This window comes from Saccharicrinis sp. 156, from assembly GCF_050589685.1.
Taxonomy (GTDB): domain Bacteria; phylum Bacteroidota; class Bacteroidia; order Bacteroidales; family Marinilabiliaceae; genus Saccharicrinis.
Genome location: NZ_JBNGOS010000011.1, coordinates 1 through 25440 on the forward strand (window position 1 = coordinate 1; position 25440 = coordinate 25440).

Below are 25440 nucleotides of genomic sequence, written 5' to 3' on the forward strand. Positions count from 1 at the left end.
CCCAAGTTAAAAAAGAAAGTCAGCAATAGCAAGGGATACGGAGGGTGTCCCACAAAAAGTGCGGAAGTCAAGAAAAAACTTGAGACTTATTTTCAAACGTTTCAATTATAGCTCTATTTCTCCGCTTTCGTTTATTTTGTTTTACTTTGGATTTGTTTCTTTTAAATCCAAATTCATAGTCAACACCTATTACAATTCCAGGTCCCCCGGTAATTTCGCTATTAAATCCTCTTTTTTCAATATCCTTCAGTACCGCTTGTTGATATGGCGCATTATTTATTCCAATATTAAATCCAATTGCTCCATTTTGCAATCCATACTTATATCCAAGTTTAAACTCATAAAACAAATTTGCTCCTCTAATTTTTATTGTTTCCGAATTTTGAGTTTGCCTGTCCTGTAATTTCAGTATACCAGGTGTCCATAAGCTACCTATCTCAAAAGAAGAGGACAGGTGGCCTTCTCCTTCTTGATGTATGTTTCGGATGTTATAATTCATACGACTATACAACAAATGATCGGCTCCTGATTGATATTGATAATTATAGTTGTTATCCGAACGGTTTAAATCTTCTAGCGAAGAGGCACATAGTTTATAACCAGCATCAAAATCCAGTTTACCAAAAGGTTTATATTTATAATAAACCCCCAGTATTAAAACGCCAAAATAATTTTTATCCTCCTCATTTTCGTAAAGATCATCGTCATCTGAATTAAATGCAGATTCAAGTGCAATTTTTATCAGGTTAGCGGGATCAATGCCCGCATTAACCCCAAAATAATGTTTTTGAGGTTTATTTTCCTGCGAAAAAAGCACATGGTTAGAAAGGAAAAAAAGGACAGTGGCACACAAAAACACCTTTTTCGTAATCATCAAAAATTCAGTTTAGTTTGGTTCTATTTCTTAATCAATAATTAAATCGGTTGCGAATTAGCAAAAAACAGACCATTGATTTTAATTATTATCTACTTTTGTGTAAAAGAATAGAACGATGCTCAATGTTTTAATTGTATATGCAGTAGAAGAAGAACGGGTACATGTAGATATGCCCCATTGTAAATTCCATTATTGCCGCACAGGAGTGGGAAAAGTGAATGCGGCAATAGCCGTTGAGAGAGGCATTGCCATACATAATCCCGATGTGGTAATAAATATTGGAACTGCCGGAACCGTAAATTACAAAATAGGTTCGGTACACTTATGCAAGAGATTTGTGGATAGGGATATGGAGAAATTAAGCCATTTTGGAGTTTCTTTTGAAGAAGATTTTACCGATGAGGTGGAAAAATGCGGCTTTTTTAATAGTTGGCTATTCGACAGTGTTTGTAATACCGGTGATACCTTTCTTACTTCTGCCGATGGCACGGGGGATATTTTCGATATGGAATCGTTTGCTGTTGCCCGTGTTTGCAGAATGCACAACCTCCCGTTTGTAGGTGTCAAATGTGTTACCGACGTTATTGGACAAAACTCCATAAAACACTGGGAAGAAAAATTGGCAGAAGCCCAAGCTATCCTCCAAAATTTCGTTGACAACAACCATCTATCAGTCTCGGAATATCACATAAGCAATGAGGCGCAACAACATATCGACCATTTAAAATTGGAAAGACATCCGGAAGGCGGATGGTTTAAAGAGGTTTACCGCTCAAGCATGGTCATACCTAATAATGGGTTAAATGATAGTTTTGAGGGGGATAGAAATGCGCTGACCTCCATCTATTACCTCTTGGCCAACGAGCAGTATTCAGCCTTTCATCGTATAAAATCACCTGAAACATGGTATTTTCACCAGGGAATGCCTTTGATCATCCATACGATAAACAATAATGGGCATTACAAGCATATTGAATTATCTGACCATATGAATGGCAGACTTCAATATACCGTGGAGCCCGGGGCTTGGTTTGCCGCAGAAATAAAAGAAGGCTACGGATATTCTCTCGTTAGTTGTGCTGTCGCCCCAGGTTTTGACTTTGCCGATTTTGAAATGGGCGAAGCGAACACATTGCAAGCTAAATTTCCAAATCACAAAAAGATAGTGGAAAGGCTTTCCAAATAATGACGCCTGACCTTTTTCAAAGTTTCACGCTTTGTACGAGGAATTAAACCATCAATCCTCGTTTACTTTTATCTCAAAGGTAACCGGGATAGCCATTTTGTATAAAGCCGAAACACCACAATATTGTTCTTCTGAAAGCTGAACGGCCCTTTCTAACTTATCCATAGGTAAGTCAGCACCTTTAAATTTAAAAATAACCTTCATCGTGTCATAATACTTGGGGTGCTCTTCCCTCATATTAGCTTCCACCATAATCTTTAAACCATCATATCGCACTCTCATCTTCTTTAGAATAGATACCACATCCATCCCTGTACAACCTGCCAGGGCCAACAGCATCAAAGGTTTGGGACGTGGCCCGGAGTCATTCCCTCCGTTTTCTTCGCCTGCATCAATTTTAATAGTGTGACCATTTACTTCAGACTGGAAGGTCATGTTTTCTATCCACTCAAGATCAATTGTAGTTTTCATCTCATTATCATTTAAATTTCACTTGCATTCCATGGAACTCGCTACGGTATGATTCTTTATATAAGAAACACTTTTAAAGCTCGTTTCATAGCTATATATTTAGATACGTGTTTTCAATAAATATACATCATTATTTATATATTTGTAGATAAATAAGCAAAATAACTGCACAAAATAAGAAATTGCTTTAACAAAAGTCTAAATAATAAAATTTAATGTATTCAACATTATAATAAAACATTAGCTTTATCGTGAATTAACATTATTTTTGCAGTCTGAAAAAAATTAAAACTTAAGGAATGAAGAATATTCAAAGTGTTCCATACAACGAGCCTGTGGATCTTCGTGCTTTTGATATATTTAAAGGATTATCTGAAGAAGAGGTTGAAAAGGTAAATCAATCGATGAGCAGTACCATCCATAAAAGGGGAAGTACTATTTACCATGAAGGCAGTAGAATTAACGGCACATTTTTAGTCGTTGATGGGATATTAAAGATCTTTAAAACTGGTTTTGACGGTAAGGAACAGATAATTCGATTTGCCAAAGGCGGAGACCTAATCGGATTTAGATCGGTGATTAGTGATGAGTTGGCCTGTAGCACGACAAAAGTGATTCAAGACACCATTCTTTGTTATTTCCCGGGGGAGGTATTGGCTTCTTTGTTAAAGTCCAATCCAAACTTCTCCATGTCGTTAATGAAACTAACCTGCAAAGAGCTCGGTGAGTCTAACAAATTTCTGACCGACATCGCGCAGAAAACAGTACGGGAAAGATTGGCCGAGGTGTTGTTGTTATTAATGGACACTTTTGAACTGGACCAGGACCACACCTTACAAATTTCACTAACCCGCGAAGAGTTAGCCAATATGGTAGGTACAGCTACAGAATCGGTTATCAGGTTGCTATCGGAATTTAAATCCGACAAATTGATTGAGCTTAACGGTAGAAAAATTAAGCTGCTTAACATTCCCAAGTTGATCAAGATAGGGAATGTTTACGTGTAGTATCTGCTGAAAATATACAAATGGCTGCCCCAAAGAGCAGCCATTTTTTTCGTTCGTTTCTTATTTTCTAAGATATACTTTCAATGGAGGAATCTCCAAATCCTTACCTCCCCTCGAAGTTCCTTCAAAAACAACTCCTTTTGCGATTTCATCAGATATTAATTTACTGCCAAGTGCCGCTAATATTGCCGAACCCGTCGGGGTACAAAGTTCAATATCCACAGGCCCCATTGTATTGGCAATTTTGTATTTGTCCATAATTATCTTTGTGGCAGGTGCCGGAACCGCCATTTCTCCGTGCGAGAATTTAATCCTTCCCCCTCCTAACGAAACAGGCTTCACAATATCTGCCTCCACGGGTGCGCTTAACAACTGTAATCCTATAGCCGCTCCAATAATATCAATCAATATATCCTGAGCTTCATGTAACCACGCTTCCTCTTCGTGTTCGTGATGGTGATGATGGTGACCGTGGTGATCATGATGGTGGTCATGACTATGCCCATGGTGATGGTCTGTTAAAAAAGTATTTTCGGCATGAGCTTGTTTCTCTGCGGCAATAAGAACTTCAAGTACCTTTAATGCAAAATGGCAATACTCACCTTCAATCTTTAAATCCTCGCACAATTCTTTCAAAAGCAATCTGGCTTTTGAAGCCGCCAGATGGCCATGATTATGGTTGATATCCATGATCAACCTGGTTGCATTGTCGTGAGTTTTTACGGTATTTATAGTTGATCTACCTATTTTATTTGCAGCAGTCAACATAGCTTCCACCATTTTCTGTTCATCCGCACCCGCTGAAATCAGCACAGCGGCAAACATATCGCCTGCCATTCCGCCAGTAGGATCTAATATTAATTTCATAGTTATAATTTTAATTGCAGTGAATATACAAATTTTGAAAACTACCGCTGCATTGAACACTTAATAACCTTATTATCCGATCTTATAATACCGACCTCCATATTTTTTTATTCACAAACAACCCTTAATCTCGCCGGCTCAAGTGCCATCAACCTCATTTGCTCCGTTATGTTTGCTGTTTGTGTGGCGGTTTGTCATTGTAGATTATAATACTCAAAACTCGCCGATCATTACTCTCAGCCCTTTACGCTACGTCACTGGTTGTTGACCGCTGATTGTTTACTATTAACCTGTGACAAATTCGCTTTTGACTTATCTAGTCATGTGTCTTGGCCGATTCCGAAACTAGCCGGTTAATTTCATTGAGCTCCTTTTTACTCAAATACCGCCATTTACCAACAGGAGTATCTAATTTCACGTTCATTATCCTAACACGTTTGAGCTTTTTCACTTCGTAACCCAAATATTCGCTCATCCTTCTGATTTGGCGGTTAAGCCCCTGTGTTAGTACAATCCTAAACTCAAACTTCCCGGTCCGTTCCACAACACAGCTGCGAGTAACGGTATCCAAAATAGGAACACCGCTGCTCATCTTTCGCACAAAATCATCTGTAACAGGCTTGTCGACTTTAACGATATATTCTTTCTCATGATTATTTCGTGCCCGCAAAATTTTATTGACTATATCGCCATCGTTGGTAAGAAAAATCAAACCTTCACTTGGTTTGTCCAATCTACCAATTGGGAAAATCCGTTTCGGATAATGGATGTAATCGATAATATTATTTTTCTCCACACGTGTATCCGTAGTGCAAACAATACCCACAGGTTTATTAAATGCAATATAAACAAACTTGTCTTTAGGCTCCGAAATCAGTTTACCCTTAACCCTCACCTCATCGCCATCGCACACTTTCGTTCCCATCTCGGGCACTTTGCCGTTAATGGTTACTTTTCGGGCCTCGATCAACTTATCCGCCTCACGTCGCGAACAATACCCAACTTCGCTTAAATACTTGTTTATCCTTGTAGGCTCTTTCTTCGCCATGTTTTATTCGCTTGTGTAATTTGTAGACCACACAAAAGTAATACTATTTTGAATATCTGCTTTCCATATATGCCATACATGGGGAAATCGACATTAAAAGATAAATATCGCCAAAACGGAATTGTTGCCTATATAAAACTTGGTCCGCAAATCTGTCATCCGCAGGGTGATGACAAAGCACAGCTTGTCAAACGCTGGCCGAGAGCGTCACGAGTTGACATCGATAAAATTTTATTGCATAATATCTTACTTAGTAAAACTATACCCCGAGAGTGAAAAACAAAAGCCCTAATACCATGCCCGTGCATTTGACAGATTCAATAGTTTTTACAACCTTGTAGGTTTACGAATCATTATCAATATGTTCCAAACCATTGTTAAATTGCTATGAATATGGATAAACAAGAGATAAAACAACTTATCTTAAAACAAATATCTATTGTTGAGCGAAAGGTTGAATCGTTAAAAGAACTTACCCAAGCTGTTGCTCCCGATGACGCTATAGGTCGCATTAGCAGAATGGACGCCATTAACAACAAAAGCGTGAATGACGCTGCATTGCGTCAAACCGAGTCCAAACTAAAAAACCTGCAGTACGCGTTGGACCATATCAACGACCCTGATTTTGGAATTTGCACCGATTGCAAAGGAGCCATTCAAACCGGCCGGCTGGTATTAATGCCCGAAAGCAGAAAATGCATCAAATGTGCGCAAAAATAATATGGTCATTGGCATGTTGTCCATTAACTGTTTTAATATGTTGTAGAATACATTTTTCAACCCCGACATTTTGAGCAAATTGTTATAGTTTTGCAGCTCGACAATCGAATTAAAGAAAAATATCTCTAAATAATATAAAATGCAGTATAAAAGTGTAAGTGCAGAAGAAGCTGTAAAAGTAATTAAAACGGGAGACAGGGTCCATTTAAGCAGTGTGGCCGTAACACCCCACAAACTTATTAAGGCCATGGTTGAGCGTGGCCGCAAAAAGGAGTTTTACGACGTAAAAATCCAGCACATCCACATCGAAAACAAAGTAGACTTCGCCGATCCTGAGTTCGAAGGAGTTTTCGTTTCGGAGCAGTTTTTTGTAGGCGGAAACTTGCGTAAACAAACACAAGCAGGGTATGCCGACTACATCCCGGCTTTCCTGAGCGAGACGCAAAAACTAATCCGTGAAGGATATTTAAAAGTTAACGTAGCCATGGTGATGGTTTCTAAACCGGACAAGCATGGATTTGTTTCTTTAGGAACATCGGTAGATGCCACAAAAGCAGCTATAGAATGTGCCGATGTAGTTATTGCCTTGGTGAACCCTAACGTTCCACGTGCATGGGGCGACGCTATTTTCCACACGAACGAAATCGATTACTTTGTAGAAGACGACAGCCCGCTTTACACGCACGACATGGGTACACTTACCGATACTGATATCGCCATTGGTAAAAACGTAGCTGAACTTATCGAGGATGGCGCATGTCTTCAGATGGGTATCGGTGGTATTCCAAACGCAGTATTGGCTCAATTAGAAAATCACAAAGATTTAGGTGTACACACAGAGATGTTTGCTGACGGAATCCTTCCTTTGGTTGAAAAAGGAGTTGTAAACGGTAAGCGCAAGCAAATCGATCCAGGTAAAATGGTGGCTTCTTTCTTGATGGGTTCTCAGAAACTGTACGATTTTATCGACGACAACCCAATGGTTGCCATGATGGACGTTAAGCACACCAACAGCGTAAACGTTATCCGCCAGAACGATAAGGTAACCGCTATCAATTCCGCTTTGGCTATCGACATCACCGGTCAGGTTTGTGCCGACTCAATCGGAACAACACACTACTCGGGCGTAGGTGGACAAATCGACTTTATACGGGGAGCGGGCTACTCAAAAGGCGGTTTGCCAATCATTGCAATGCCATCGGTAACTGCAAAAGGATTGTCAAAAATCTCACCTATCTTGTTACCCGGTTCAGGTGTGGTTACCACTCGCGCCAACATGCACTGGTTTGTAACCGAGCACGGAGCTGTTAACCTATACGGAAAAACAATGCAGGAAAGAGCTAAGCTAATTATTTCCGTTGCGCACCCCGATCACCAGGAAGAACTAGACAAAGCTGCTTTCGATCGTTTTGGGCCACACTTCCATTACGTAAACAAGAATATCTAAGCTGACTTATTTGCCTTTTTTAATGGAGGCGAATATTAAAAGCTGGTCATCCCGACTAAGTTGAACTCAATTTCGTTTACAAATTTGATGATGAAACTTAATCTCGGTCGGAGTCGCAAAAAACTCCCGGAATTTTCCGGATTGTATATTCAAACGCTATTATATTTCAAGGGCCGTTCAATTGTGAACGGCTTTTTTATTGGCAACTAATTCATATCCATTATATTAAATTACACTCCATTGCGCCGGGTCTCAATTTTAACATAAATAAGCAATCCCGTAAAATTACCTTGGGCGTTCCCCTCCACAATCCAATCCTTCCTAAACATATGTAATCGGGACAGGCTTTCTGCTATTACTCAACGCCCTTTCCTTGTCCTTCTTTAAAGATCAAAATTTTTCGTGAATAAATCCTTATAATCACCCGTTAAATTTTGGCGTGGGGTAGCCGCGCCAATCCTTAACGCAACACTCCAACGCATGCATCATCCAGAGGCGTTATGTTAAAATAAAAGTAAGTACATACAAAATTTTACTTGACAATATCTCAATTTTTCGTATATTAATAAAGCCAAAACAACACAATTTATTATGACTATTGAAAATCCTTACTTTTATAAGTATCAGGCCAACGATTACTTAAAATTCAGCAAACGTCTGTTTCCTATCCTGGAACAGCTCGACGTGGAAAAACTGGGGTTAGCAAAGCCCATGTCAACGGCTCAAAAAGCTTTCTACAAACTTCAGGACAACATCCTGTCAAAAAAACATGCGGCCTGCAATTCGGGATTAGTGAATTCCGATGCAATCCGGAGCGACGCAATAGCAGGTATTAAAAACTATTTATTAGCATGCCAGAAAAAAATAAATCCCGAATGGAAAGTCAATGCACGATTATTAATCGAAGCTGTTAGAAAATACAATTGGCATTTAGAATTGGAAAGCAATGATCAAAAAACAATAAAAATCAGAAGTTTGTTAAAAGACATTCAGAATTTACCGCAATTAAGCGAGGCCGTCAAAACACTCAATATGAAGAAATGGATCGATGAATTATCCGAAGCTCAAAACAAATTCGAGGTCGCTTTACGAAACAGCATTGAGGACATTCCGTCGAATGAAAACTGTTCCTGTACCGAAATCAGAAATTCCTTTGAACTCATATTCAAATTTATCGATCTTATGCAACTGATCCAACCCAACCCGGTATATTCCAGTGTCATTCACGATATCAACGCAGTAATATACGAATTTAACAGCGAAGTGCGTTCCAGAAAAACAAGTGACAATATACATGAAGCCATGTGGTAAGGAAATATGCATCAGCAATAATTGAACAGATAGCAAACACCCGGCTTTAACAAAACCGGGTGTTTCTTTTTTAAAATAGTTTATGTAAATTGAGTTGAAATTTCTAATCCTAACAATTTACTATGCTAGTAAAAACATTTGGAGCAGCCGTAAGCGGAATAGATGCAGTAACCATTACCATTGAAGTCAATTTTTCGCAAGGGATCAAATTTTTTATGGTAGGATTACCCGATAGCGCTGTCAAAGAAAGCGAACAACGCATGCAGGCGGCCCTTAATGTATCCCACAACTATAAATGGCCCGGAAAAAAAATCGTCATCAATATGGCTCCGGCCGATATCCGCAAAGAAGGTTCGGCCTACGACCTGCCTTTGACCATGGGAATCCTGGCTGCCTCCAAACAAATATCCTCCGATAATTTATCACATTACATCATGATGGGGGAACTCTCCCTGGACGGAAGTCTTCAGCCTGTGAAAGGAGCATTACCCATTGCTGTCAGGGCCAAGGAAGAAGGGTTCAAAGGATTGATTCTACCCGTTCAAAACGCCAGAGAAGCGGCTGTGGTGAAAGGCCTAGAAGTTTATGGTGCCGCTAACATTACCGAGGTGGGTTCATTTTTAAACGGCGACATTGATATAGAACCAACCCAGGTAGATACAGAAAAAGAATTTTACGACCAACTGCTCCACGACGATATTGATTTTTTGGATGTTAAAGGACAGGAATCGGTCAAGCGCGCCTTGGAAATAGCCGCCGCCGGCGGGCACAACCTGCTGATGATTGGCCCGCCGGGTGCGGGAAAATCAATGATTGCGAAACGTCTTCCATCCATATTACCGCCATTAACGCTTGACGAAGCATTAGAAACAACCAAAATACATTCCGTTGCCGGGAAAATACAAAATAACACTGCCCTGCTGACACAGCGACCCTTTAGGAGCCCCCACCACACTATTAGCGATGTTGCCCTTGTTGGCGGTGGCAGTTTCCCCCAACCCGGAGAAATATCCCTGGCACATCATGGGGTGCTTTTCTTAGACGAACTTCCTGAATTTAAACGAACCGTCCTGGAAGTAATGCGCCAACCTTTGGAAGATAGGATTATCAGTATCTCCAGGGCCAGGTTTAGTGTGGATTATCCAGCAAGTTTTATGCTTATCTCCAGCATGAACCCGTGTCCATGCGGTTACTATAATCACCCCGAAAAAAAATGTGTTTGCAGCCCAGGTGTCGTTCAGCGGTATCTGAGCCGAATTTCCGGGCCACTCCTGGACCGCATCGATCTGCAAATAGAAGTGGTACCCGTTCCATTTAAGGAGCTGAGCACGGCAGTTTCATCAGAAAAAAGCAGCGATATCAGGAATAGGGTGATCAAAGCACGTAAGATTCAGGGTGAGCGGTACAAAGATTTCCGGAAAGTATTTTGCAACGCGCAAATGACCACAAAGCTGCAGCGCAAATATGCTACGCCCACAGCGGATGGTATGGAAATCTTAAAAAATGCCATGGAAAAACTGGATTTGTCAGCCAGGGCGTACGACAGAATCCTAAAAGTAGGCCGCACCATTGCCGATTTGGATGGGCAAGAACAGGTACAAGCCGACCATATTTCGGAAGCCGTGCAATACCGAAATTTAGATAAAGCAGGCTGGGTGGGGTAAACAAATTAACGGTTTATCAGTTAAAATGGTAGATATGCATTTAATTTACGATTAAAATTCATGAATTGTGCTGTAGATGTTGATTACTTACCTATTTTTGCAGCCACCTTTAAAACCTGAATAATAACATACATTTATAATATGGCAGATGAGTTTACAACCAACAGCTTGATGGACCCTATTGGTCGGTTAATGGGATTGCGATATAAATCGCATCCATGGCACGGCATAAACATAGGTGCAGAAGCGCCTGAAATAGTAACTACCTTTATCGAAGTTGTTCCTACCGATACCATCAAATACGAAATTGACAAGGAAACCGGCTATTTAAAAATCGATCGCCCTCAGAAGTATTCCAACGTGGTTCCCGCTCTTTACGGTTTTATTCCTCAAACATTTTGCGGGCCAAGAATCGGAAAGTTTTGTGCAGAGAAATCCGGCAGGGACGAAATACAGGGAGATGGTGATCCATTGGATATTTGTGTCCTAACCGAAAAGGAAGTGCCTCATGGGGATATTATTGCCCATGTAAGGCCAATCGGAGGTTTCAGAATGATTGACGGCAACCAGGCCGACGATAAAATTATTGCCGTACTTAAGGGCGATATCGTATACGGTAACATGAAAGATATCACCGAACTACCCGAATTGGTTGTTAACCGTCTTAAACATTACTTTTTAACATACAAGGACATGCCAGGCTTAGATGCAGATTGTGAGATAACCCACATCTATAATGCGGAAGAAGCTAAAGAAGTCATTAAATTATCCGCTCTTGATTACGATTCAAGGTTCGATAACTTAAGGAACGCTCTTTCAAAATACTAACAGCACAACATCTTATTCTTTAAGCATGTGCTTTACAGGGATGTGCTTAAAGATGTTCTTCCATTTCCAAATTGTTTTTGCTGCCATTAGGATCAACCACCTCTTCCCCCATTAAACATGCAGGTTTTTTTCAGCCAATAAAATTACCTCGGCTCTTTACTTTGTTTTAATAATTCCTTATCTTATATACCACTGAAAAATTGAAAAAAGGAGGAAATTATTATGCCACTATCACGACTGGAATCATTTTTAAGAAATGCGGATGTTTCTTTTAATAAAATTGTTCATCACAAAACGTATACAGCCCAACGAACAGCGGCCGATGCGCACATTTCAGGCAAGGAAATTGCCAAAACAGTTATCATGAAACTGGATGGTCAAATGTGCATGGTTGTGTTACCCGGCGATATGCAAATCGATTTTAACCTGTTAAAAGAAGCAACCGGGGCTAAAGAAATTCGGTTGGCCACCGAAATAGAGTTCAAGGATCTTTTCGAGAATTGCGAAGTGGGTGCTATGCCGCCGTTTGGTAATTTGTACGATATGCCTGTTTATGTTGCCGAATCATTGTCCAAAGATGTTTTCATAGCCTTTAATGCCGGCTCTCACAGCCTTTTGATACAAATGAAGTATGCTGATTTTGAGAGACTGGTTCAGCCAACCATCATGAAAATAGCCTATCATACCAGCTATTGAAAAACTGCCCATAGTAGTGCTGTTAACTCTTTAGTTCTGGTTTGCTCATAAATTGTCGTATTTAAGTAAATAATGTCCATCTCTGTTAGGTGGGCATTTTTTATGTGAAATCCCTAGCTCGGGCAAGTCAAAAGAGACAAAATATGAATTGTAAGGTGCTAAAATTAAAAAAGCTGTTCCAACGTTTTGGTAACAGCTCTTTTGCACTAGCAAAATCGAAAAGGGTAAAAAATAGTAGTTATTTTTTAAATATCATTCTCATCATGTCCCGGTTATATCCAAAAAAATACAACCGTTCAACAAAAACCAACCAAGTATGTTTGCCTGATTGCGATACAAACCAACAAAACTTGGAAGCATTCTACAAATAAATGGTACAATACCCACTCAATCGGGCTTAAAATGGATATTAAGGGGTGAAAAACGCATATACGGGATGAAAAACGTATATCAGGAAGCGTGTTAATTTTTTAATTAAATTAAACATGATATTATTTCAAGATTTTGATTTTATAAGTACTTTCGTGAGAAATGGATTTAAACCAAAAAATACCGGCTTATTTAATATCAAAAAAGAATATTGTCAGATTAATTCTTTTTACCGCAGGTTTTGCCCTGTTGTTTATCAATCTATATTCCCCCTTTGATGTTAGAAATTGGTTTGGGCTTCAATTAAAGTCCCAGGAGCTCCTGTTTTATTCGAGCTTGATCATCCTAACCGGTGTACTGGTGGCAGTAATTTCCCGGGTGATCCTTTATCAATACAATAAAAAAGAAATACGAACCAAGCTTTGGGCATTTCTCTTGGTTATTGGGCTAGAAGTTATTTCGATGTCGTTGTTTTACACAATTTACGAATCGGCATTTATTAAAAACGACAATCGGAGTTTCATTGAGGTTTTTAATGCTTCGCTGCAAAATACGGCCCTGGTACTTTTGTTGCCCTATGCGGTATTATGGCTATATTTTTCCTGGCAAGATAAGAACCATAAGATAAAAGAGCTTACGGAATCGGAAGAATCGCCTATGGTTGATAAAAAAAGAATGGTTCCCTTTAAGGATGAAAAAGGAACCATGCGCATTTCGTTGATACTGGACGATATTCTTTATCTAAAAAGCACGGACAATTACGTATCAATATACTATAAAGGCAAAACCACTGTCTCAAAATTCTTGCTTCGCAACACGATAAAAAATTTGGAAAATCAAATAAAGGACCTACCGATTACACGTTGCCATCGATCCTACATGGTAAACTTCGAAAAGATTAAGCTTGTCCGCAGGGACAGAGACAAACACGTGCTTGAAATGGATACAGACCCGCCGATAGAGGTACCTCTTTCGAAAACATATATGAACGAAATTTTCCAGTTATTTGGCAATTATTAACGGGTATAAGGCTTTACAAACCAGCTAAATACAATGCAGCCCACACAAAAATTAGCCACACATTCCAATGTGGCAAACACTATTAGCAAAATTGCCAAAGAATTGGACACCATTTGAAAGCCTGCCAAATTCAGCACCAATATTAAAACGGTAAAAACAAGCCCCAAACGGGCAGCGAACACTTTCGGCGCTTTGTCAGTTTTTCTTCCGTTATTCAAGTAACTAGTATTCACTACCCTGGCAATGCCGGCCAACAAACTATATTTCCCGTTTCCAAAGGCTCTTACATAAAAATCAACCACTAATAAAGTGGGGATCACCCACAATCCACTTATTACATATAATATAGATAGGATTACGACAAAAAATCCGATAACCCTTGGGATATTTTCGTCAATACGCTCTGTTGACAAAGGACATACAATATTTTTCATATCTTTTTATTCTTTCTATTTAGGGAATAAACCCGTAACAAAACGGAATGTTCTGCCTTAACTACATATTTTTCCTATCTTTTTTATATTTATTATATCAAATGCAACAGTGTTGCATTTGATATATTATTATTATATTTGCCATACAGATCAACCATTATATCAGTCAATGAATACTACGGATATACTAAAACAAAAAGGACTTAAAATAACGCAACAAAGACTTGAATTGCTTGAGGCATTGGGGGAGGCCAGTCATCCTTTAAACCAAAAGGATATTGAAAATGCTCTTTCCGAACAAACAGACAGAGTTACCCTTTATCGGAATCTCAAATCGCTTGTTGGCAACGAAATCATACATAAAATTGAGGTGAACGGTTCGGTAACATCGTATAGTATTAACCGAAAAATTTTTAACGAAGAATATAATGCCGAACACCTACACTTTCATTGCAATATATGCAACCGGGTAACATGTATGCCGCAATGTGAGATTGCGAAATACGATTTACCAGCTGGTTTTATTCAACAAAGCAGTAAACTGATTGTTAATGGCATCTGCAACCTTTGCAACCTTAAAAACCAAAAGTAAATATATGAAATACTATTCAAGAACAATTGTTAATGCTGCGGTTATTACACTCATCATTTTTTGTATAGCCAGCTGCCAATCAAAACCAATCTCTAAAAATAACATTAGTGTAAGTATCTTACCTCAAAAATATTTAGTGGAGCAATTGTTGGGAGACTCTACTCCTGTTAATGTAATGATACCCAAAGGAGCAAGTCCTGCGACCTATTCCCCCAGTCCGTCACAAATTAAAAACCTAAGCCAGTCGTTGCTATATTTAAAAATAGGGCATATAGGTTTTGAGCAAGCATGGACCAAAAGAATTGCCGAAATAAACCCGGATTTAAAAATAGAAGATACCTCAAAGGGTATTGCATTAATCAGGGACGAGGATCACGTGCACGGCGATCACATCCATAAAGGAGGCATAGATCCACATATCTGGACATCGCCAAAAACAATGATGATAGTATTAAAAAATACCGAGGAAGCATTATCAAAGGCTTTTCCTCATAAAAAAGAGCTTATTATTAGCAATAGCAAAAAACTAAAAAGGCAGATAAGTGATTTAGACAATACCTTTTTCCAGACCTGCGATTCTTTTAAAAACAGTAAGTTTTATATCTTTCATCCTGCCTACACCTATTTGGCGCGGGATTATGGCCTGGAGCAAATCTCAGTTGAACACAAAGGCAAGGAACCGAGTGCGCAGTGGATAAAAAAACTAATAGATGATGGAAGGGAGCAGAACATCAAGGCTATCTTTGTTCAAGAGGAATTCGACAAACGGAATGCGGAGGTTATTTCATCTGAGCTTAACATTCCAATAATTCAGGTCAATCCGCTATCCGAAGATTGGTTTGTTGAAATGAACCACCTTTTAAGCAAGTTAGAAAAAACACTTCGATAAACATGGAACCATTAATAAGCCTCCGGGATATCTATGCGGGATATGCGCCGAATAAACCTGTACTTAAAAAGGTGAATTTCGAGGTGAAACCTCATGATTTCATCGGCATCATCGGCCCTAATGGAGGGGGCAAATCAACCCTTCTAAAAGTTATATTGGGAATTCTGGAACCTTTTTCGGGTAAGCTGACCTACCATTTAAAATCCACGGCCGACATCGGTTACCTGCCTCAGATCAATTCAATAGACAAATTTTTTCCGATTAAGGTGGTTGATGTGGTATTATCAGGATTAATGGGAAAAAAAGGTTTATTCAAGCGATATACTAAAAATGAGAAAAACAAAGCTTTGGATTTGTTGCGTTTTGTAAATCTACAAGACCATGCGCACAATGCCATTGGCAAGCTGTCTGGCGGTCAAATGCAACGCATCTACCTATGCAGAGCAATTATCAACAACCCGCAGGTACTGATACTTGACGAACCCAATAATTTTGTGGACAAACATTTTGAGGGTGAATTGTACGAACTGCTTCAGGAACTCAACAAAAAAATGGCCATTTTATTGGTATCGCATGATATTGGAACCATATCTTCGTTTATCAAAACCATTGCTTGTGTTAACGAAGAGCTGCATTATCACAATTCCAATAAAATAAGCGACCAAGTATTGCAAACGTACAATTGCCCTATTGAGTTAATCACCCATGGCAAGGTACCACACCGGGTATTACACAATCACTAATATCAAACCAATGCAAGACATCATTAACATATTTCAATATTCCTTTTTTATCAATGCACTGATCGCAGGTTTCTTAACCAGCATACTAGCCGGTATTGCCGGTACCTATATTGTTTCGAGAAAAATAGTTTTTATCAGTGGTGGAATTACACACGCATCCTTTGGTGGTATTGGCCTGGCCTACTTTTTAGGGCTCAACCCTTTTTTAGGCGCTGCCGTTTTTGCGGTATTATCCGCGCTGGGCATAGAATGGACTACTTCCAAGGCCAACATAAGGGAAGACAGTGCCATTGCCATTCTTTGGTCGCTGGGCATGGCCATCGGTATTATCTTTGTTTTTTTAACCCCGGGTTATGCTCCTAACTTAATGAGTTTCCTATTCGGTAACATCCTAACCGTAACCCAAACGGATATATATCAGATGTTCGGTTTAGCAATAATTATTAGCGCTTGTATGGCCATTTTCTATCGGCCTATTCTTTACACCGCTTTTGACCCGGAGTATGCCAAAACAACCGGTTTAAATATCAAGTTGATAAAGTATGCAACTGCTGCCATAATTGCATTAACTATTGTATTTAGCATTAGAATTGCCGGTATAATACTTGTATTATCATTATTTACCATCCCTCAAGCTATTGCCGGCATATTCACCCACGATTTCAAAACAATGATATATTATTCTATCGGCTTTGGTTTTTTGGGTATTATGGCGGGACTAATCGGCTCTTATTACTTTAACCTTCCTTCAGGCGCTATCATTATCTTTACCTTAATATTGATTTGGGCTTTATTAAAAAGTCTATTAAAAACCATCAACCTCATAAAATCACATTCCTAAGCGCCTCTCCTATTACCAGGTCGATAGGTGTTGTTATTTTTATATTCTCCCGATTTCCCGCTGTTAACTCTATATCGTTTCCTGCACTTTCGAACACGCTTGCATCATCGGTAAAGAACTCCCGATAAGGCAAACGATATGCCTCTTTAAGTTTTGAAAGAACAAACACTTGCGGTGTCTGGACCATTTTGTAAAGCTCCCGATGAACTGATTTACTCCCGAAATTCCCGACTTCTCTGATAGATTCAATCACATCAGTTACAGGAATGGCACTTCCCAGCTTTTCAGCGGTGTTATAACAATTATCCAACGTTTCTCTCGAAACCAGAGGTCGAACACCATCATGAACCCCCACCAAACAATCATCTGTTAATTTTTCTAATCCATTCTTTACACTATCAAACCGGGTTTTTCCACCAAAAGCAATTTGTAATCCTATTTGAAAACTATATTGCTCACAAAGCTCATCCCATAAACTAATTTGATGCTTTGGTAACACCAATACAATTTTCATTTGCTTATCATAGGCAGCAAATCGTTCTATCGTATGCATCAATATCGGTTTACCGCACCACCTGATAAATTGCTTAGGCAGTTCGCTTTTCATCCGGGAGCCGCTTCCCCCGGCCACTACAATTACAGCTTTATTCATATCGCAAAAATAACAAATAGATATTTATACGCTAACTTATCCCAATATTACCAAAAAAAGGTAGAGTATTGGTTTAAAGTACCACAACTTATGGGGATTTAGGGTCTAAACTATTGCAATTGCTATCTTTTCGCTTTAAATTGGTATAAATTCTTAAACATTACTTCATCATGATACCCAAAGAGATATTTGATTTTTTAGTTGAACTGAGTGTTAACAATAACAGAGAATGGTTCCAGGAAAACAAACCTAAATATCAAACCGCTAAAGAAGCTTTTGAAGAATATATCAATCAACTAATCGGAGTAGTTCACAACATCGACCCAAGTATTGGTCATCCGCATGCAAAGGATTGTATTTTTAGAATATTTAGAGATGTTAGGTTTTCAAAGAACAAAGAACCTTATAAAAATAACTTTGGCGCATATATTTCTCATGGAGGCAGAAAAAGCCCGTACGCAGGATACTATTTACACCTTGAACCGGACAACAGTTTCATTGGCGGGGGTATCTACTGCCCTGAAGCCAAAATTTTAAAATCAGTAAGGGAGTCAATTATCGAAAATCCCGAAGAATACAGAGCAATTATTGAAGATGCTAAATTCAAAAAAGTATTTCCTGAAATATGGGGGGAGAAACTAAAAACAGCACCGAAAGGCTTTGACAAGACAGACCCTAATATCGATCTTATCAAAAATAAATCGTACACGGCTGTGACAAATGTTTCTGACAAAGAAATTCAAGCAAAAAACATGGACAAGAAAATCGAAAAGATATTTACCATTATGAAACCGTTTAACGATTTCATCAACCACGGAGTTAAAAAGGCCTTATCGTAAGTAATGTCAAACAAGATCATGAAAAAAAAGGCCTCATATGATACGAGGCCTTTTTTATGCTAAAACGGAAAATCTTCATCCAAAGCCTTATGCTGACTTTCTTCCTCCTTAGGTTTTTGGGCTATTTGATGAACCGGGTTACCCTCTATATAAATTGCCTTGTGCGGATAATCTACCGGACAAGGATGTTCACACGCCCCGCACCCAATACACAAATCCTGGTTAACTTCCGGAATCACCAAACCATTCCGATAAGGTACCATAGATACAGCTTTGGTAGGACAATGTTCGGAACATGCACCACAATCGGTTCCATCACGGTGCACCACACAATTGCGCTTCACGAAAACTGCCTTACCTAGTTGAGTTAATTGTTTTTCCTCCAATGACAATGGCAATATGGCACCTGTAGGACAGATATCACTACATCTTGTACAGTCGAAATTACAGAAGCCGGCATGGGCATAATCCATATGTGGCTGCATAAAACCCACCAATCCATATTCGGTTACGGCAGGCTGCAGGACATTCGTAGGACATGCCGAAATACAAAGACCGCAAGCGGTACAAAGACTATTGAACCTTTCTATACTTTTTGATCCCGGTGGAGTAACCGGATATTCCCTTTCAGATAATTTATATGGTGGTCGGTTCCCAAAGCCTCCGTTACCTCTGCCGTGACCATGCCCTTGTCCATGACCATGTTGTGCTAAAATTGTTGAGCTTGCCGTTATGGCCAGCAAAGTGGCTATAGCCCCTCTTCTATCCACGGTTTTTTCACCCTTCACAACCTTAACTTGGGTTTTCTTTTTTTTAGATGACAATGTGTATTTGATGGCATCGTCGTTACAAACCGGCAAGCAATCGTAACAAGCCACACATCTCGAATAATCAATATTTTGTGTTTTTAAATCGATACACTCACTTTTACAAGCACTGGCGCACTTTCCGCATTTAGTGCAGCTTTCACTTGATATCCGAACCTTAACCAAGGCCTTTTTCGAGATCAATCCCAACAAAGTACCTACCGGACAAATCAAATTACAAAACAAACGACCTCGTTTGTACGATAAATAAGCAATCAGAACAAAAAACAAGCTTACATAAATTGTTATTGTCCAAGAAGCATGAACCAACTCGATAACGTGTAAGCTGTAAATCTTTTGTCCCTGAAGTATTCCGGCTATTACATTATTCCCCCAAACAAATACTGGCTTAATACTATAAGTAAATATACGCCCGGCATTACTATATGGGTCCAATAGGTTGATGATTAACGAAGTGCCGACAATAAAACTCAATATCGCAATTCCTAACAATCCGTAACGAACAACAGGATATGCTTTTTTAAATTTAAAGAATACCTTCTTTTTGATTCTTTTTCTTGCAATAAAAGTAAAAATATCCTGCAATATGCCTAACGGACAGACGGCTGAACAATAAATTCGCCCCAACAAAAACGTTACTACAACAACTATAAGAAAGCCTGCAGCCGACAGCGATACTACTTGAATAAATTTAAGTACGGAAGGAACAAATTGCAAAAAAATGATATTTGAGGTAAAGGCTTCTGGCATCATCTCATAAATATCAATAAACGAAAAGAGTGTGAGCGAAAAAAACAAGAGCGCCACAGCCACTCTTGTTTTTTTAAGATTAGAATGTTGCATTCCTATCAAATTTTAATACGATGAATGTTTATCTCATTCAGGTTTTTATTTCCTAACCCCATTTCATGGGCAATTTTAATGTGCCCAACCTCATCAGGCTCAAGTCCGAACATTTTTGCAGCTGCCGCATCTGTTGCGACAATATCAGCAGAAGCAATCAATGCTTTTAAATTAACAACATCCGCAGTGGAAACACCACGCGGTCCGTTTTTTGTCATCATGTTGTAACCGTCTATAATCGTTAGATCCGGCTTGCGGAATGTAACAAAATCAGCAATACATTGATGCAGATCGTTGCTATGGTAGAATTTCCGGTCCCATACAACACCCATCAGGTTTTTCATTCCCAACGAAAGTTTTGTGGAAGCATGATGTTTGAGCACGGGGACATTTATAAATACATCGGAACTCTGAACCAGATCATGCACCTTTGAATTTTTAAGGCTCACACCTTTAGCAATACTAACCTCTTTGTAATAACTCTCGGTATTGCCTGGCACCATTTTTCCGCCAGCCTCTTTTACATATTTTTGTATTTCGCTGTTGCTGTAACACCTGTCCCATTTGTTACATGTTTTATCGAACACATTAACTTCGGCAGCTCCAGCCTCGAAACAACGCTTCACAATATGTCCCACTAATTTGGGGTTTGTGTTTGCAGCCCTTTCCGGTGGCGCATCCCAACCAATATTTGGTTTAACCAGAACAGACTGTCCTTTAGACACGAACTTATCCAATCCGCCAAGCGCTTCCATGGCCTTATCAAACATCTCTTCAGGTTCACCCCCTCTTACAGCAGCCAAATCGGATTTTACTGCCGCATTATTTGCCATTAGGGAATCTAATCCACCAAAAAGGGGACCTACACCCGTCAACAACCCCAATCCTACACCTGTCCTTAAAAAGTCTCTTCGTTCCATATCTATCTATCATTTAAACCATTTCGCTATCACAACCAAAGTTATAATTTTTATGGTTTTGTTTTACATGCATACGGCAATTTAAAAAGCGTATAAATAAAAAAAGGAGACGCTACAATAGTATCTCCCTTTTTTTTATAATTTTTTCAAAAAACTTTTAGAACTCTTTCTTTGACGTCAGTTTCCCTTTTTCGTCATAAATTTTCCAAACCCCCGACTTTTTACCCTTTACATATAACATATCGTACCTTAAGGTTCCATTTTCGTCGAATATTTTCCACTCACCATGCTTTACACCTTTCTTGTAACTGGCCACTCCTAATTTAACTCCCTCTTCGTTCCATGTTTCCCATAGGCCGTCCATTTTGTTTTTGTCATATGAACGAATTCCCTGTGTTAATTTATTGTCGAAATAATAGGTTGAAATACCTTGTTTATTCCCCTCAACAACTTTCATTTCAACACGTTTATTCCCGCTTGGGTACAGTTCCACATAAGTGCCGGTGTAAAGCTCACCGTTTTGGTTGTAATACAAACCATCCTCTTCACTCAGTATCAACTGCGCTTGGCCGAAGGTCACCAGACCCATAAAAAGCAATAATGTCATCAATATTCTCATGGCTTTCAATTTTAAATTGTTTATAATCAAAAAGCCTCCCGGATTTAAAGTAGCTGTGCACCACCTTGTAGGTCAAATCCTCATGTGTACCGTAATCTTAACCTCAAATTAATATTAAAGTTACATTAAATGCAAATTTTCTATATTAAGTTTTAAAGCGAAATAACCATATACACCTTATCTTATTAATAGACAACAAAAAAGCCATCCGGATATAAGATGGCTTTTTTTACTCGTATGTTAAATATTTTTTAATTCACTGTTTTCATCCTGACATGAACAGTGTTTTCACCATTCGCGCTTGCTATTACTTCTTCACCTTTTATTTCACTATATGACACCAACTTAGCTACCATCTTGTAGGTTCCTACTTTTACATTATCAAAAGTAAAATTGCCATCAAAATCAGTGTAAGTTTTCAAATCGGTACCTTCCAACGCTACTTCAACACCTACAAGTGTTTCTCCTGTGACCTCATCGATAACTGAACCACAGATATGGGTTGTTGCGGCCGCTTTGACCTTTACCTTACTTGACTTTTCTCCTTTAAAACTATTCAGTGATAAAATAGCTACAACTGCTGTTAATAATACTATGAATTTCATTTTTCTCTTTTTAGTGGTATAGTCAGTCATCACAGGTTCTCTTTTTTAGAGTATTGGATATGATATTTTATTTGTCATTCCTATATTTCTGTCACAACAAAAATATATTTTTAATATTACCAGAATCTTACCGCCTGTTTACATGTACGTTAACAAATCGTAAGTCTTACGCCATTAATTTTTTGTTTGATTGTATTTTTTCTTAAATTAAAGTTCAAACAAACTTAATTCCTCATGAATTATTTCTCCGATTTTTTTCAATTGTTCTTTCCCCGAATATGCCCCATTTGCAATTCAGCTTTATATAAGCACGAAAAAAATATATGTATTAAATGCTTAAAAAAATTACCACGTTCGTATTTTCATTTAGCGGACGATAATCCTTTAAACAAAATATTTTGGGGCAGAGTGGACATTGAAAAAGTTGTATCGTTTATGCTTTACACCAAAGGAAGTATGGTCAAGTACATCTTGCATGCCATAAAATATGGAAATAAAAAAGAACTGGGTTATGAATTGGGCAAGTTATATAGCCAGGAACTACTTGAAGTGAACTATTTTAATAATATTGATTATTTAATACCCGTTCCTTTACATCCCAAAAAGCTTGCTAAGCGCGGCTATAACCAAAGCGAATGGATAGCTAAGGGGTTGGCAGAAAACATATCGGGCAAAGTAATGCCCGACAACCTTTACAAGCGTATTTATACCACCAGCCAAACCAATAAAGGAAGATATAAAAGGTGGGAAAATATTGCGAATAGTTTTGACGTTAGGAATCCTTCGATATTAGAAAACAAAAAGGTGTTATTAGTGGATGATGTATTAACAACCGGTGCGACCCTTGAAGCCTGTGCCTCAAACCTGGCAAAAATTAAAGGAACCAGGATTTTTGTGGCCACATTAGCATATGCCACCAATTAACTCATTTTATCATGAATGTTGATAAAAACGCAACAAGCTACGGTTGCACCAGGGTTAATTACCAAAGAGACTCTCAAATTCATAGTACAATGAAAGACTGACCAGATGATTATACTGACCATATTTACCATCCATCCAATGTGGTGGTTTTTGGTTGTCAAAAGCTCCTCCATAAGCTTTACGAACCCTGGTAAAAGCATACGACCAACGTAAATTCACAAACATACGCGGATGAAACTGGTAATTGACACCCAGCAGTCCTGACAATTCATAGTCCTCGAAGGGGTAATCGGAGATTAATGTTCCATATTGATCCTCCTCTTTGGAATTAATTAACACACCAAAAGCCGCTCCTGCCTCAAACGAAAAATCATTAACATCTACTTTAACCAGCAAGGGAACTTCCATATAATCGAAGTTTAACTTATACAAGTTAAAATCTCCTTTAGATTCATTAGGATTGTGCCTGCTTCCCTTTTGCTTATATACAATTTCGAGTTGGCCTGCCCATATATCGGCAAACTGCCTGGATACATACAGGCCCCCTACCAATCCGATTTTGTTGAAGCCTACATAATTATCGCCATGCACCTGACTAAAGGTAGCACCTCCAATAGCACCGGCTTTAAACTCCTGTGAAAACGAGGAAAACCCAACCAGAAATAAAAATAATATGACAATTTTAAACCTTAACATGTAACAGAATTCGATTTTAAGTCAAGATAGCACAACTAACTGAACAATTCAACCACATGCTATTAATTTGACATCAATATATCTATTAACTCTTCCATTCCGTGCGAAGCCTTTTTTTGAATGAAAGTAATATTCTCTTGTGGAGTAAAAGCAGGCGATCCGGGATCAATTACATAAATTGGTATTGTATCTTTAATGTAGTTCATTAGCCCTGCTGCCGGATACACGTTTAACGAAGTCCCCACCACAAGCACCATTTCAGCTTCCTGAATAAGCTCAACCGCTTCGTGCATTGCCCAAACAGCCTCGCCAAACCAAACAATATGGGGCCGTAACTGGCTTCCTTTTTCGCACAAGTCACCCAACTTCAATTCCCAATCCTTCATTTCATAAACCAACGATGTGTCAATAGTACTTCGTACTTTTTTGAGTTCACCGTGTAAATGCAGCACATTTGTTGAACCAGCCCTTTCGTGCAAATCATCCACATTTTGAGTGATCACTTGTACGTCATACTTCTTTTCTAATTGCGCAATCAACAAGTGCCCTTTATTGGGCTCACACTCGAAAAGTTGTTTTCGTCGCTGATTATAAAAATCCATCACCAGCTGAGGGGTGTTGGCCCAGGCAATTGGGCTTGCAACTTCAGTTATATCGTATTGCTCCCAAAGCCCGCCCATATCCCGAAAGGTCATGATACCGCTTTCCTGGCTCATGCCGGCACCCGAAAATACTGCAATCTTAGTTTTACTCATTAAATTAATATTTTTACTTTAGTGAAAATACAAAAATGAGGTGACAAATGGTACATGATTTCATCAACACTTTGGAAATTGAATTTCTAAGGTTTGCCGATGCAAGTACTGCCCAATGGCAAAAGAATTATATGAAAAACAAATTTGAGTTTTATGGTATCAGGGCACCTAAGCTAAAAGAAATAGAAAAGCCTTTCCTCCAAAAAGATTTCTTACCTCCAAAAACGGATATCGAAAATTTAGCAAAATCGCTATGGAACAAGCCTCAGCGAGAGTACCAATATTTCGGCATACATCTTTTATATAAATACCGGAAACAAATAGAATTTGACGACATCAAGTTGTTTGAACACCTCATCGTTAACAAGTCGTGGTGGGATAGCGTTGACGGTATTGGCCCAAAACTTGTGGGAGATTACTTTCTAAAATTCCCTGAACAAAGAGATGTGTATACTGAGAAATGGCTAAACTCTGACCATATTTGGTTAAAACGTTCATGCCTTATCTGTCAATTGTTTTATAAAGAGCAATTGGACACAGAGTTCCTTACTTATGTAATCAAACACCTTTTAGGGTCGAAAGAGTTCTTTATCAACAAGGCTATTGGATGGATCCTAAGGCAATATAGCAGAACAAACCCGCAATGGGTAGAACAGTACTCAAAAAGTACTGTTCTACATCCACTTAGCAAAAGAGAGGCCCTAAGATTGATAAAGTAGAAGAACTTTAGAGCTAGAAACGACGTGACAT

At 38.9% G+C, this 25440-nt stretch carries 28 protein-coding genes; 16 read left to right on the forward strand and 12 right to left on the reverse strand.

The window, feature by feature from the left end:
- Positions 1-67 precede the first annotated feature (67 nt).
- Positions 68-874, reverse strand: coding sequence for a hypothetical protein (locus tag ACRD64_RS08280; protein ID WP_430932834.1), 807 nt, complete (start codon positions 872-874; stop codon positions 68-70).
- 118 nt (positions 875-992) lie between these two features.
- On the opposite strand from ACRD64_RS08280, the gene ACRD64_RS08285 reads away from it, so the two are divergent.
- Positions 993-2063, forward strand: a complete 1071-nt coding sequence (locus ACRD64_RS08285) for a cupin domain-containing protein (RefSeq protein ID WP_430932835.1) — start codon at positions 993-995, stop codon at positions 2061-2063.
- A 51-nt stretch (positions 2064-2114) separates the two neighbouring features.
- On the opposite strand, the gene ACRD64_RS08290 is transcribed toward ACRD64_RS08285, so the two are convergent.
- The gene (locus ACRD64_RS08290) at positions 2115-2534 is read right to left on the reverse strand and encodes an OsmC family protein (protein WP_430932836.1); all 420 of its coding nucleotides are present in this window, start codon (positions 2532-2534) and stop codon (positions 2115-2117) included.
- Between the two features lie 299 nt (positions 2535-2833).
- Here ACRD64_RS08290 and ACRD64_RS08295 point away from each other — a divergent pair, with 299 nt between their 5' ends.
- Positions 2834-3541, forward strand: a complete 708-nt coding sequence (locus tag ACRD64_RS08295; protein ID WP_430932837.1) for a Crp/Fnr family transcriptional regulator — start codon at positions 2834-2836, stop codon at positions 3539-3541.
- A gap of 60 nt (positions 3542-3601) precedes the next feature.
- Here the strand turns inward: ACRD64_RS08295 and larC are convergent, their stop codons facing one another.
- Together larC and rluF are read right to left on the reverse strand one after the other, a co-directional pair.
- A complete protein-coding gene (gene larC / locus ACRD64_RS08300) occupies positions 3602-4408 on the reverse strand; it encodes a nickel insertion protein (protein ID WP_430932838.1) in 807 nt (268 codons plus the stop codon).
- A gap of 316 nt (positions 4409-4724) precedes the next feature.
- Complete coding sequence (rluF, locus tag ACRD64_RS08305; RefSeq protein ID WP_430932839.1) at positions 4725-5456, reverse strand: 23S rRNA pseudouridine(2604) synthase RluF; 732 nt, start codon at positions 5454-5456, stop codon at positions 4725-4727.
- 393 nt (positions 5457-5849) lie between these two features.
- Between rluF and ACRD64_RS08310 the strand changes: the two genes are divergently transcribed.
- From ACRD64_RS08310 to ACRD64_RS08340, 7 genes are all read left to right on the forward strand, one after another.
- Complete coding sequence (locus ACRD64_RS08310; protein WP_430932840.1) at positions 5850-6176, forward strand: TraR/DksA family transcriptional regulator; 327 nt, start codon at positions 5850-5852, stop codon at positions 6174-6176.
- Between the two features lie 139 nt (positions 6177-6315).
- Entirely contained in the window at positions 6316-7623 is a 1308-nt protein-coding gene (locus ACRD64_RS08315) for an acetyl-CoA hydrolase/transferase family protein (RefSeq protein WP_430932841.1), read from the forward strand.
- A gap of 591 nt (positions 7624-8214) precedes the next feature.
- Positions 8215-8934, forward strand: a complete 720-nt coding sequence (locus ACRD64_RS08320) for a DUF6261 family protein (RefSeq protein WP_430932842.1) — start codon at positions 8215-8217, stop codon at positions 8932-8934.
- 122 nt (positions 8935-9056) lie between these two features.
- Positions 9057-10598: a YifB family Mg chelatase-like AAA ATPase gene (locus tag ACRD64_RS08325; protein ID WP_430932843.1), complete on the forward strand. Its 1542-nt coding sequence runs from the start codon at positions 9057-9059 to the stop codon at positions 10596-10598.
- 141 nt (positions 10599-10739) lie between these two features.
- Positions 10740-11426 carry an inorganic pyrophosphatase gene (locus tag ACRD64_RS08330; protein ID WP_430932844.1) on the forward strand — a complete coding sequence of 229 codons (687 nt, stop codon included), beginning with the start codon at positions 10740-10742 and terminating at the stop codon, positions 11424-11426.
- 222 nt (positions 11427-11648) lie between these two features.
- Positions 11649-12122: an aminoacyl-tRNA deacylase gene (locus ACRD64_RS08335; protein WP_430932845.1), complete on the forward strand. Its 474-nt coding sequence runs from the start codon at positions 11649-11651 to the stop codon at positions 12120-12122.
- A 531-nt stretch (positions 12123-12653) separates the two neighbouring features.
- The gene (locus ACRD64_RS08340; RefSeq protein WP_430932846.1) at positions 12654-13511 is read left to right on the forward strand and encodes a LytR/AlgR family response regulator transcription factor; all 858 of its coding nucleotides are present in this window, start codon (positions 12654-12656) and stop codon (positions 13509-13511) included.
- On the opposite strand, the gene ACRD64_RS08345 is transcribed toward ACRD64_RS08340, so the two are convergent.
- Positions 13508-13945 carry a DUF4395 domain-containing protein gene (locus ACRD64_RS08345; RefSeq protein ID WP_430932847.1) on the reverse strand — a complete coding sequence of 146 codons (438 nt, stop codon included), beginning with the start codon at positions 13943-13945 and terminating at the stop codon, positions 13508-13510. The two genes, ACRD64_RS08340 and ACRD64_RS08345, sit on opposite strands and share 4 nt — an antisense overlap.
- 169 nt (positions 13946-14114) lie before the next feature.
- On the opposite strand from ACRD64_RS08345, the gene ACRD64_RS08350 reads away from it, so the two are divergent.
- The 4 genes from ACRD64_RS08350 to ACRD64_RS08365 are packed head-to-tail and all read left to right on the forward strand — an operon-like array spanning position 14115 to position 17010.
- Positions 14115-14537 carry a Fur family transcriptional regulator gene (locus ACRD64_RS08350; RefSeq protein ID WP_430932848.1) on the forward strand — a complete coding sequence of 141 codons (423 nt, stop codon included), beginning with the start codon at positions 14115-14117 and terminating at the stop codon, positions 14535-14537.
- A gap of 4 nt (positions 14538-14541) precedes the next feature.
- Positions 14542-15426 carry a metal ABC transporter solute-binding protein, Zn/Mn family gene (locus ACRD64_RS08355; protein ID WP_430932849.1) on the forward strand — a complete coding sequence of 295 codons (885 nt, stop codon included), beginning with the start codon at positions 14542-14544 and terminating at the stop codon, positions 15424-15426.
- Positions 15427-15428: 2 nt separating this feature from the next.
- A complete protein-coding gene (locus ACRD64_RS08360; protein WP_430932850.1) occupies positions 15429-16169 on the forward strand; it encodes a metal ABC transporter ATP-binding protein in 741 nt (246 codons plus the stop codon).
- A 10-nt stretch (positions 16170-16179) separates the two neighbouring features.
- Entirely contained in the window at positions 16180-17010 is an 831-nt protein-coding gene (locus ACRD64_RS08365; RefSeq protein WP_430932851.1) for a metal ABC transporter permease, read from the forward strand.
- Here ACRD64_RS08365 and ACRD64_RS08370 read toward each other — a convergent pair.
- Positions 16991-17662, reverse strand: coding sequence for a 2-C-methyl-D-erythritol 4-phosphate cytidylyltransferase (locus tag ACRD64_RS08370; RefSeq protein WP_430932852.1), 672 nt, complete (start codon positions 17660-17662; stop codon positions 16991-16993). The two genes, ACRD64_RS08365 and ACRD64_RS08370, sit on opposite strands and share 20 nt — an antisense overlap.
- Before the next feature lie 170 nt (positions 17663-17832).
- On the opposite strand from ACRD64_RS08370, the gene ACRD64_RS08375 reads away from it, so the two are divergent.
- Positions 17833-18501: a DUF2461 domain-containing protein gene (locus tag ACRD64_RS08375; protein WP_430932853.1), complete on the forward strand. Its 669-nt coding sequence runs from the start codon at positions 17833-17835 to the stop codon at positions 18499-18501.
- Between the two features lie 59 nt (positions 18502-18560).
- On the opposite strand, the gene ACRD64_RS08380 is transcribed toward ACRD64_RS08375, so the two are convergent.
- From ACRD64_RS08380 to ACRD64_RS08395, 4 genes are all read right to left on the reverse strand, one after another.
- A complete protein-coding gene (locus tag ACRD64_RS08380) occupies positions 18561-20171 on the reverse strand; it encodes a 4Fe-4S binding protein (protein ID WP_430932854.1) in 1611 nt (536 codons plus the stop codon).
- Positions 20172-20176: 5 nt separating this feature from the next.
- The gene (locus ACRD64_RS08385; protein ID WP_430932855.1) at positions 20177-21091 is read right to left on the reverse strand and encodes a DUF362 domain-containing protein; all 915 of its coding nucleotides are present in this window, start codon (positions 21089-21091) and stop codon (positions 20177-20179) included.
- A gap of 157 nt (positions 21092-21248) precedes the next feature.
- A complete protein-coding gene (locus ACRD64_RS08390; RefSeq protein WP_430932856.1) occupies positions 21249-21710 on the reverse strand; it encodes a toxin-antitoxin system YwqK family antitoxin in 462 nt (153 codons plus the stop codon).
- A 251-nt stretch (positions 21711-21961) separates the two neighbouring features.
- Complete coding sequence (locus ACRD64_RS08395) at positions 21962-22315, reverse strand: carboxypeptidase-like regulatory domain-containing protein (protein ID WP_430932857.1); 354 nt, start codon at positions 22313-22315, stop codon at positions 21962-21964.
- A gap of 408 nt (positions 22316-22723) precedes the next feature.
- On the opposite strand from ACRD64_RS08395, the gene ACRD64_RS08400 reads away from it, so the two are divergent.
- Positions 22724-23239: a ComF family protein gene (locus ACRD64_RS08400; RefSeq protein WP_430932858.1), complete on the forward strand. Its 516-nt coding sequence runs from the start codon at positions 22724-22726 to the stop codon at positions 23237-23239.
- A gap of 54 nt (positions 23240-23293) precedes the next feature.
- Here ACRD64_RS08400 and ACRD64_RS08405 read toward each other — a convergent pair whose 3' ends face one another.
- Both ACRD64_RS08405 and ACRD64_RS08410 read right to left on the reverse strand, forming a co-directional pair.
- Positions 23294-23935 (reverse strand): porin family protein, encoded by a 642-nt coding sequence (locus ACRD64_RS08405; RefSeq protein ID WP_430932859.1) that lies wholly within the window; start codon positions 23933-23935, stop codon positions 23294-23296.
- Between the two features lie 62 nt (positions 23936-23997).
- Positions 23998-24690: an SIR2 family NAD-dependent protein deacylase gene (locus ACRD64_RS08410; protein WP_430932860.1), complete on the reverse strand. Its 693-nt coding sequence runs from the start codon at positions 24688-24690 to the stop codon at positions 23998-24000.
- Positions 24691-24737: 47 nt separating this feature from the next.
- Between ACRD64_RS08410 and ACRD64_RS08415 the strand changes: the two genes are divergently transcribed.
- Complete coding sequence (locus ACRD64_RS08415; protein ID WP_430932861.1) at positions 24738-25409, forward strand: DNA alkylation repair protein; 672 nt, start codon at positions 24738-24740, stop codon at positions 25407-25409.
- The last annotated feature ends 31 nt before the right edge of the window (positions 25410-25440 follow it).

Coding starts and splice junctions, on each gene's coding strand:
- ACRD64_RS08280 (WP_430932834.1), bottom strand. CDS start 874: ATGATTACGAAAAAGGTGTTTTTGTGTGCCACTGTCCTTTTTTTCCTT.
- ACRD64_RS08285 (WP_430932835.1), top strand. CDS start 993: ATGCTCAATGTTTTAATTGTATATGCAGTAGAAGAAGAACGGGTACAT.
- ACRD64_RS08290 (WP_430932836.1), bottom strand. CDS start 2,534: ATGAAAACTACAATTGATCTTGAGTGGATAGAAAACATGACCTTCCAG.
- ACRD64_RS08295 (WP_430932837.1), top strand. CDS start 2,834: ATGAAGAATATTCAAAGTGTTCCATACAACGAGCCTGTGGATCTTCGT.
- larC (WP_430932838.1), bottom strand. CDS start 4,408: ATGAAATTAATATTAGATCCTACTGGCGGAATGGCAGGCGATATGTTT.
- rluF (WP_430932839.1), bottom strand. CDS start 5,456: ATGGCGAAGAAAGAGCCTACAAGGATAAACAAGTATTTAAGCGAAGTT.
- ACRD64_RS08310 (WP_430932840.1), top strand. CDS start 5,850: ATGGATAAACAAGAGATAAAACAACTTATCTTAAAACAAATATCTATT.
- ACRD64_RS08315 (WP_430932841.1), top strand. CDS start 6,316: ATGCAGTATAAAAGTGTAAGTGCAGAAGAAGCTGTAAAAGTAATTAAA.
- ACRD64_RS08320 (WP_430932842.1), top strand. CDS start 8,215: ATGACTATTGAAAATCCTTACTTTTATAAGTATCAGGCCAACGATTAC.
- ACRD64_RS08325 (WP_430932843.1), top strand. CDS start 9,057: ATGCTAGTAAAAACATTTGGAGCAGCCGTAAGCGGAATAGATGCAGTA.
- ACRD64_RS08330 (WP_430932844.1), top strand. CDS start 10,740: ATGGCAGATGAGTTTACAACCAACAGCTTGATGGACCCTATTGGTCGG.
- ACRD64_RS08335 (WP_430932845.1), top strand. CDS start 11,649: ATGCCACTATCACGACTGGAATCATTTTTAAGAAATGCGGATGTTTCT.
- ACRD64_RS08340 (WP_430932846.1), top strand. CDS start 12,654: ATGGATTTAAACCAAAAAATACCGGCTTATTTAATATCAAAAAAGAAT.
- ACRD64_RS08345 (WP_430932847.1), bottom strand. CDS start 13,945: ATGAAAAATATTGTATGTCCTTTGTCAACAGAGCGTATTGACGAAAAT.
- ACRD64_RS08350 (WP_430932848.1), top strand. CDS start 14,115: ATGAATACTACGGATATACTAAAACAAAAAGGACTTAAAATAACGCAA.
- ACRD64_RS08355 (WP_430932849.1), top strand. CDS start 14,542: ATGAAATACTATTCAAGAACAATTGTTAATGCTGCGGTTATTACACTC.
- ACRD64_RS08360 (WP_430932850.1), top strand. CDS start 15,429: ATGGAACCATTAATAAGCCTCCGGGATATCTATGCGGGATATGCGCCG.
- ACRD64_RS08365 (WP_430932851.1), top strand. CDS start 16,180: ATGCAAGACATCATTAACATATTTCAATATTCCTTTTTTATCAATGCA.
- ACRD64_RS08370 (WP_430932852.1), bottom strand. CDS start 17,662: ATGAATAAAGCTGTAATTGTAGTGGCCGGGGGAAGCGGCTCCCGGATG.
- ACRD64_RS08375 (WP_430932853.1), top strand. CDS start 17,833: ATGATACCCAAAGAGATATTTGATTTTTTAGTTGAACTGAGTGTTAAC.
- ACRD64_RS08380 (WP_430932854.1), bottom strand. CDS start 20,171: ATGCAACATTCTAATCTTAAAAAAACAAGAGTGGCTGTGGCGCTCTTG.
- ACRD64_RS08385 (WP_430932855.1), bottom strand. CDS start 21,091: ATGGAACGAAGAGACTTTTTAAGGACAGGTGTAGGATTGGGGTTGTTG.
- ACRD64_RS08390 (WP_430932856.1), bottom strand. CDS start 21,710: ATGAGAATATTGATGACATTATTGCTTTTTATGGGTCTGGTGACCTTC.
- ACRD64_RS08395 (WP_430932857.1), bottom strand. CDS start 22,315: ATGAAATTCATAGTATTATTAACAGCAGTTGTAGCTATTTTATCACTG.
- ACRD64_RS08405 (WP_430932859.1), bottom strand. CDS start 23,935: ATGTTAAGGTTTAAAATTGTCATATTATTTTTATTTCTGGTTGGGTTT.
- ACRD64_RS08410 (WP_430932860.1), bottom strand. CDS start 24,690: ATGAGTAAAACTAAGATTGCAGTATTTTCGGGTGCCGGCATGAGCCAG.
- ACRD64_RS08415 (WP_430932861.1), top strand. CDS start 24,738: ATGGTACATGATTTCATCAACACTTTGGAAATTGAATTTCTAAGGTTT.